Origin of the sequence: Methanobrevibacter sp. TLL-48-HuF1 (assembly GCF_023617305.1) — an archaeon.
GTDB lineage: Archaea > Methanobacteriota > Methanobacteria > Methanobacteriales > Methanobacteriaceae > Methanocatella > Methanocatella intestini.
On sequence record NZ_CP081485.1, the window covers coordinates 451,069 to 457,500 of the forward strand.

Here is a 6,432-nt window from a genome sequence, read left to right on the forward strand (position 1 = left end):
TAACATAATTAAATTAACTAAAATATTGAGGTTATTAACATGAAAACTTACGATATAATCATAGTTGGAGCAGGTCCTGGAGGACTGACTGCCGGAATCTATGCAGGCAGACAGGGAACCAAAACATTAATTTTAGATAAAGGATTAGCTGGAGGAATTGGCCGTGAAGTTCCACTAATGGAAAATTATCCTGGATTTGACACTATTTCCGGTTTTGAATTAGTTGAAAAAATGAAACTGCAATGTATGAAATTTGTTGAATTGCATGAAAATGAAATTGTAAAAAACATAGAAAAAAATGAAGACAAATTTCTTGTTACAACCCATAAAGATGAATACTGCGGAAAAACAATAATTTTAGCTACTGGAAGCTCACACAAACACTTGGAAATTCCTGGAGAAGAAGAATATTTAGGTAAAGGAGTCAGTTATTGTGCTACCTGTGACGGATTATTCTTTAAAGATAAAGATGTTATAATGATTGGCGGTGGAAATAGTGCACTGCAAGAAGCTATTTTCTTAGACAATGTCGGATGTAATGTTACCATCATTCACAGAAGAGACAAACTAAGAGCACAGCAATATCTACAAAAAGAAATTAAAGAAAGAAACATTAATGTTATTTACGATACAACAGCTGAGGAAATAAAAGGAAACACATTCATAAATTCCGTAATTTTAAAGAATGTTAAAACTGATGAATATCATGAATTTAAAACCCAGGGAGTTTTTGTTAGTATAGGATATGAACCCCATAATAAGTTAGCTAAAAAATTAAATGTTAAATTAAATGAAAATGGGGAAATACTCACAGATAAACACCAAAGAACAAATATTGACCATATTTATTCAGCAGGAGATATATGCGGCGGTTTAAGACAATGGGTTGTAGCATGTGGAGAAGGTGCAATAGCTGCAACTTCTGCATATGAAGATATACACCAATCAAAATAAATTAAAAACGTTCAGCTAAAAAGACATATATAAAAAATGCTATAATTAATACTATAAACAATGGTAATAACCACATGAATATTTTTAATAGCACTACTGCAATTAAAATTGAAATAATAATATAAATTAAATCTCTAAGTTCCATGACAATGTGATTTATTTAATATTATATATAAAGTTTAAGCAAATGGTGGGAAAAATGGAAAGAAAATGGCAACTAATCATATTTTTCATAGCTATGATTCTATTATCTGCAGGAGGATATTGCTATATGAATAGTGAAGTTACAGCTCCTCCAGAAATGGAAAGATATGACTTTGGGCAATTTACAATGGAAATACCTGAAGACAGTGATGTTGAATTAATAGGTTCTGATCTATCATTAAGTGTATATGCTGGAGATAATATTCAAGTTATAAATGTTAACAAAACATTTTATGAAAATCAAGATGAATTAAATCATATATTGGAACAAACAACTATTGAAAATTTAACTAACTCTTCAAGAATTGTAGAAACTTCCAACAATATTACATACTACCAGATAACAGATGAAAATAATATTATTGGATTTGAAAATGATACATACATTGCAATAAATAACAGTAACCCAAATAATATCATCATAATCGGCAGCTATGATTTAGATTTATTGAAACAGATGATACCTACAATAAAAAATAAATAGGGTTAAAAAAAAGCCCTCATCTCTTTTTTTTAAAAAAAATATTTATACTTTTTAAATTAAAATAAAAATGAGGTGAGAAATATGGAAAATAAAAATAAAGTTCTGATATGTATTATTATTTTTGTAATTGCAGCTGCATCTCTTGTGGCTATAACAATAAGTTCTGAGGAAAATAACAATCAGAGTGCTGATTTTGGAGCATTTACAATGACTATTCCATCAAATGCCCAATTTGAACAAATAAATTCAAGCTCTGAATTTGCTGAAACATATATTGATAATGAAAACAGCATCATGGTATCTTTTTTAAATAGTTCATATATTGAAGAAAACGTGCAAAATTCAACTGGATACACAATAGACTTTAAAGAAATTTGTACAAAATATTTAGAACAAATGAACTTAACTAAACTTGACGAAAGTTCTAACAGCAGCAATATTGAGTTTTATAATGATAAAATGATATCCACCAATGGTAATGTTCAGCAAGGTTATGCAGGTATTTACAGTGATGACAACCAAATGATAATTGTAGAATGCCCTGATTTAGACCTTGTAAAAAACATGACTCAAAGTATTAAAATTAAGGTGTAAAAACCTATTTTTCTTTTTTTAAAATATTATTCCCAAAATTTAGTACAAACATATAATAAATAAAAAAAACTAAAATAATACTATTAAATTAGGGAGTAAAAAATGACAATATTAGTTATTAATAATAAAGGCCAATATAATCATAGAATTCAACGTAGCTTACAATATCTTAAAATTCCAACAGAATTAGTTCCAAATACATTAAGTATTGAAGAAATTGAAGCTAAAAATCCAATTGGATTGATTTTAGGTGGTGGACCTTCAATTGAAGGTGCTGGAAACAGTGAAGAATATATTAAACATTTTGATATACCTATTTTAGGAATCTGTTTAGGACACCAACTAATAGCCAAAACTTACGGTGGACAAATAGACACATCCAATACTGAAAGCTATGCTAAAGTTGAAATCAATATTGTTAATGATGAAAACTTATTTGTAGGATTAGCTCCAAAAATGGAAGTTTGGTCCTCCCACAAAGACGAAGTAAAAACTATCCCTGATGATTTTGAAATTTTGGCTAATTCAAACTTATGCGATGTTGAATCCTTTAAACATACAAAAAAAGATGTTTATGGAATACAATTCCATCCTGAAGTACATCATACTCCTAAAGGATCAACTATATTCGAAAATTTCTATGAAATTTGTAAAAAAAGGTGTAATAATGATTGATAATCCAGAAGACTTAAAAGAAAAAGCACTTGCAAACAAACCAGGTTTAAGAAGACAATATGTCAATATTCCAGTAGGAGATGAAGAATATGGATTCAGAATCTCAGGAATTGGTGCTAAAGCTATAAAATTAGAAAAATATGTCAAATATGATGAAATATTTGAAGCACTTGAAGCTGGAAACGAAAATGGTTTAGAAGCAATAGTCAAACAAATCATTGAAGATTACGAAGAAGAAAGCGAAGAAGAATAAACATTTGTGGTTGAAACAATGTTAGGTCCAGAAGAATTTATTAAAGATGCTATCCAAAAGATAAAAGAGCAAATAGGAGATGAAAAAGCTATTATTGCATTATCTGGAGGTGTTGACAGTTCAGTGTGTTCTGTTCTTGTTCAGGAAGCTATTGGAGATAATTTAATAGCAATATTTGTAGATCATGGTCTTTTAAGAGAAGGAGAAGTAGAAGAAGTAACCAATACATTTAAAGACAGATTAAACTTTAATTATGTTGATGCTTCTGAAGAATTCTTAAGTGCTCTTGAAGGAGTGGAAGATCCTGAAGAAAAAAGAAAAATCATAGGTAAAGTATTTATTGATGTTTTTGAAAGAGAAGCTGCAAAAACAGATGCAAAATACTTAGTACAAGGTACTATAGCTCCTGATTGGATTGAAAGTAAAGGTAAAATCAAATCCCACCATAACTTAGCACTCCCTAGCGGTATGGTTCTTGATTTAGTTGAACCAATCCGTGACTTATACAAGGATGAAGTAAGAGAAATTGGTTTATTATTAGATTTACCTGAAAAAGTAGTTCACAGACAACCATTCCCAGGTCCGGGACTTGCTGTTAGAGTTATCGGTGAACTTACACACGAAAAACTTGATATCTGCAGAAAAGCAAATAAAATAGTAACTGATGAAATAGAAAAAGCAGGTATTGACAAAGACGTATGGCAATACTTCGCAGTATTAACTGACAGTAAAGTTACTGGAGTTAAAGGAGACCAAAGAGACTTTGGTTACTTAGTTGTTTTAAGAATTGTTGATTCCATTGATGCTATGACTGCATATGTTCCGGAATTACCCTGGAATGTTATTCAAACAATGTCACAAAGAATAACTTCTGAAATTTCTGAAGTAACACATGTTGCATTATCCATAAGTGATAAACCACCTAGCACAATCGAATTCGCTTAAAAACAAATAAACAGTACTTAAATGAATAACATTTATGTACTTTCAAATCTTTTTTTTAATTTAAATACTTATTTTTACTAGATTTAAAATGGCAAATATGAAAACAACCAAAAATGCATACCTTGAAAAATTAACCAGACAAATACAGATGAAATCAGTTAAAGTTGGAAAAAATTTGGAAGGCAGCACACCACCATCTGTTTTTATTGGAAGATGGTCCTATCCTAAAGTTTATGCAGGACCTATGATGGCAAATCAGGTAGGAGATACTGCAATTATGGATTCTCCAGAATCATGGATCGGACAGCATAAAAACCAGGAAGATATAATTAATTACAGAATGAGTCTTGTAAGAGGAAAACAACTAATTAAAATTGATGATCTGGACAATCCATTTGTTGAAAAACTGCAAGACATATCTCTGGCTTCTAAAGCTATTAATAGCGAAGCTACATTTGGTAAACGTCCGACAGGAGCTTTATTAACTGAAGACAGTATGCCTCATGGTCCAAGTGCGGTTATTGAAAAATTTGATATAGATGCAGTTCGCTGGGATAAACAATTGGAAAAAAGCTATTATGATACTGATTTAAAAGCTAGTGAAGCTGTTTTAAATTTACATAACAAAAATGTTCCATTTACAGCTATGCAAAAAGCATTTTCCGTAGGTGCTTTCGGAACAAAATATAAAAGAAAATTAGTTCCAACCAGATGGTCAATTACAGCATGCGATACTAGCTTAGCAGACCAATTCTTAAAAGAAGTTAAGAACTTTGAAAAAATTGACACCTACCGAGTTTATGAATTCGGAAGCTTGAACAATTATTATGCAATCATATTAACTCCAACAGAATGGCAATATGAATGGTATGAAGCATTTATTAAATTAATTGGTAAGGAAGAACTTATTTTCTCAGATTATGAAACAAACGGCGGCAAAAAAGAATATTCTCGCGTTGGAGGATGTTATTACACTGCTAAAATGGCAGTACTTGACAGTTTACTTAAAGAGAAAAAACAATCAGGATTAATAATTTTAAGAGAAGCTTATGAAGGATATGTTCCATTAGGTGTATTCAATGTTAGAGAAAATATAAAGGAAGCTATGAAAAAACCCTATAAAGAATTTGAAACCTTAAAAGAGGCATTATTGTATTGCGGAACTAAATTAAAAATACCAATTAAAAAATACGTAAAACAGGGAACTCTATTAAATGAAATGCTTCACACCAAACAAACTACTCTGGATCAATATTTTAAATAGTGATAATATGGAATTTAAATTTAAAGAACCTCATAAAGAAACTAAAGAAATTATGGCTAAAGTAGCCCAGGGAGAAAATCCTTATTTAAATGATAAAGACTGCAGTTTTGAAAAAAACTGCCAAAAAAAGGTAAAGGAACTTACTGGCCATGAATACTGTAAAATAACCAGCAGCGGAAACAACAGTATTTTCATAGCTCTGTCAGCTATTGAAGGTTCAATTATCATACCTGATCAAGGAGGATGGAATGGTTTTAAGCAGATTGCCAGGTATTTAAATAAAGACATAATAACCCTCAAAACAGATTTAGGATTAATAAATACTGATTATTTAAATGAAATAGACATTCCTGAAAACTCTGCATTAATATTTACCAGTTTTGCAGGATACAGTGCAAATCAGGATACAAAAAGCATTTCAAAATACTGTAAAAATAATGGAATCACAACAATTGAAGATGCTTCTGCTGGAATTGGAGATAAAAAACAGGAATTGGGAAATGGAAATTTATCAGACATTATAATTGCTTCAACAGGTTCTCCAAAAATAATCAATGTTGGAAGCGGCGGCTTTATCAGCACAAACAACAATGAAATTTTTGAAAATACCAAATTACCTCAAAAATTAAGTAAAACTAATGAAATAATATGTAGTGGTATAGATAAAGAACTTGATTTTGTAAAAAGTAATTTGGAACAAACAATAAATGCAACAAACATATTAAAAAAACATATAAACAACACATTCCACACAAGTAAAAGAGGAGTTAATGTAATTATTCAACATGATAAACCTAAGGATGTAATCTGGAAAGTAAAAAAAGAATTGCAAATAAATCACCATGCTTTCATTACAAAATGTCCAAACTATAATCGCCTGAAAGAAAAAGGAATTGTAATTGAAGTTAAAAATTTAGATTACAGCAGTTTAAAAAAAGAAAATCTTGATAAAATAATAGAAGTTTTCAGTAATCAACTATAAGCTTGGTTATTTTATCAATTATTATATCATCAATATGCATATTTGCTAACTCACTTTCATCAATATCATAAATCTTC

9 protein-coding genes (1 of these 9 only partly in view) are annotated in these 6,432 nt (G+C 30.0%); 8 read left to right on the forward strand and 1 reads right to left on the reverse strand.

The window, feature by feature from the left end; translation table 11 throughout:
- Positions 1 to 39: 39 nt before the first annotated feature.
- The 8 genes from trxB to K4897_RS02245 all read left to right on the forward strand — a co-directional run bounded on the left by trxB (position 40) and on the right by K4897_RS02245 (position 6,355).
- Entirely contained in the window at positions 40 to 954 is a 915-nt protein-coding gene (gene trxB, locus K4897_RS02210; protein ID WP_094516683.1) for a thioredoxin-disulfide reductase, read from the forward strand.
- 199 nt (positions 955 to 1,153) lie between these two features.
- On the forward strand, positions 1,154 to 1,642 hold the full coding sequence (locus K4897_RS02215; RefSeq protein ID WP_019264232.1) for a hypothetical protein: 489 nt from the start codon (positions 1,154 to 1,156) through the stop codon (positions 1,640 to 1,642).
- An 81-nt stretch (positions 1,643 to 1,723) separates the two neighbouring features.
- The gene (locus K4897_RS02220; RefSeq protein WP_250416445.1) at positions 1,724 to 2,236 is read left to right on the forward strand and encodes a hypothetical protein; all 513 of its coding nucleotides are present in this window, start codon (positions 1,724 to 1,726) and stop codon (positions 2,234 to 2,236) included.
- A gap of 102 nt (positions 2,237 to 2,338) precedes the next feature.
- Positions 2,339 to 2,911, forward strand: a complete 573-nt coding sequence (locus tag K4897_RS02225; RefSeq protein ID WP_250416447.1) for a GMP synthase subunit A — start codon at positions 2,339 to 2,341, stop codon at positions 2,909 to 2,911.
- Positions 2,904 to 3,164: a hypothetical protein gene (locus K4897_RS02230; RefSeq protein ID WP_019264234.1), complete on the forward strand. Its 261-nt coding sequence runs from the start codon at positions 2,904 to 2,906 to the stop codon at positions 3,162 to 3,164. The genes K4897_RS02225 and K4897_RS02230 overlap by 8 nt, the downstream gene beginning before the upstream one ends.
- Before the next feature lie 18 nt (positions 3,165 to 3,182).
- Positions 3,183 to 4,109 (forward strand): glutamine-hydrolyzing GMP synthase, encoded by a 927-nt coding sequence (gene guaA / locus K4897_RS02235; RefSeq protein WP_019264235.1) that lies wholly within the window; start codon positions 3,183 to 3,185, stop codon positions 4,107 to 4,109.
- 88 nt (positions 4,110 to 4,197) lie between these two features.
- Positions 4,198 to 5,373, forward strand: a complete 1,176-nt coding sequence (locus K4897_RS02240) for an Nre family DNA repair protein (protein WP_250416450.1) — start codon at positions 4,198 to 4,200, stop codon at positions 5,371 to 5,373.
- Between the two features lie 7 nt (positions 5,374 to 5,380).
- Positions 5,381 to 6,355, forward strand: coding sequence for a DegT/DnrJ/EryC1/StrS family aminotransferase (locus K4897_RS02245; protein WP_250416452.1), 975 nt, complete (start codon positions 5,381 to 5,383; stop codon positions 6,353 to 6,355).
- On the opposite strand, the gene cgi121 is transcribed toward K4897_RS02245, so the two are convergent.
- Positions 6,339 to 6,432, reverse strand: the end of a protein-coding gene (gene cgi121 / locus K4897_RS02250) for a KEOPS complex subunit Cgi121 (protein ID WP_019264238.1). It continues 395 nt past the right edge of the window; the window shows 94 of its 489 coding nt (coding positions 396–489); the start codon falls outside the window, past its right edge; its stop codon occupies positions 6,339 to 6,341. The two genes, K4897_RS02245 and cgi121, sit on opposite strands and share 17 nt — an antisense overlap.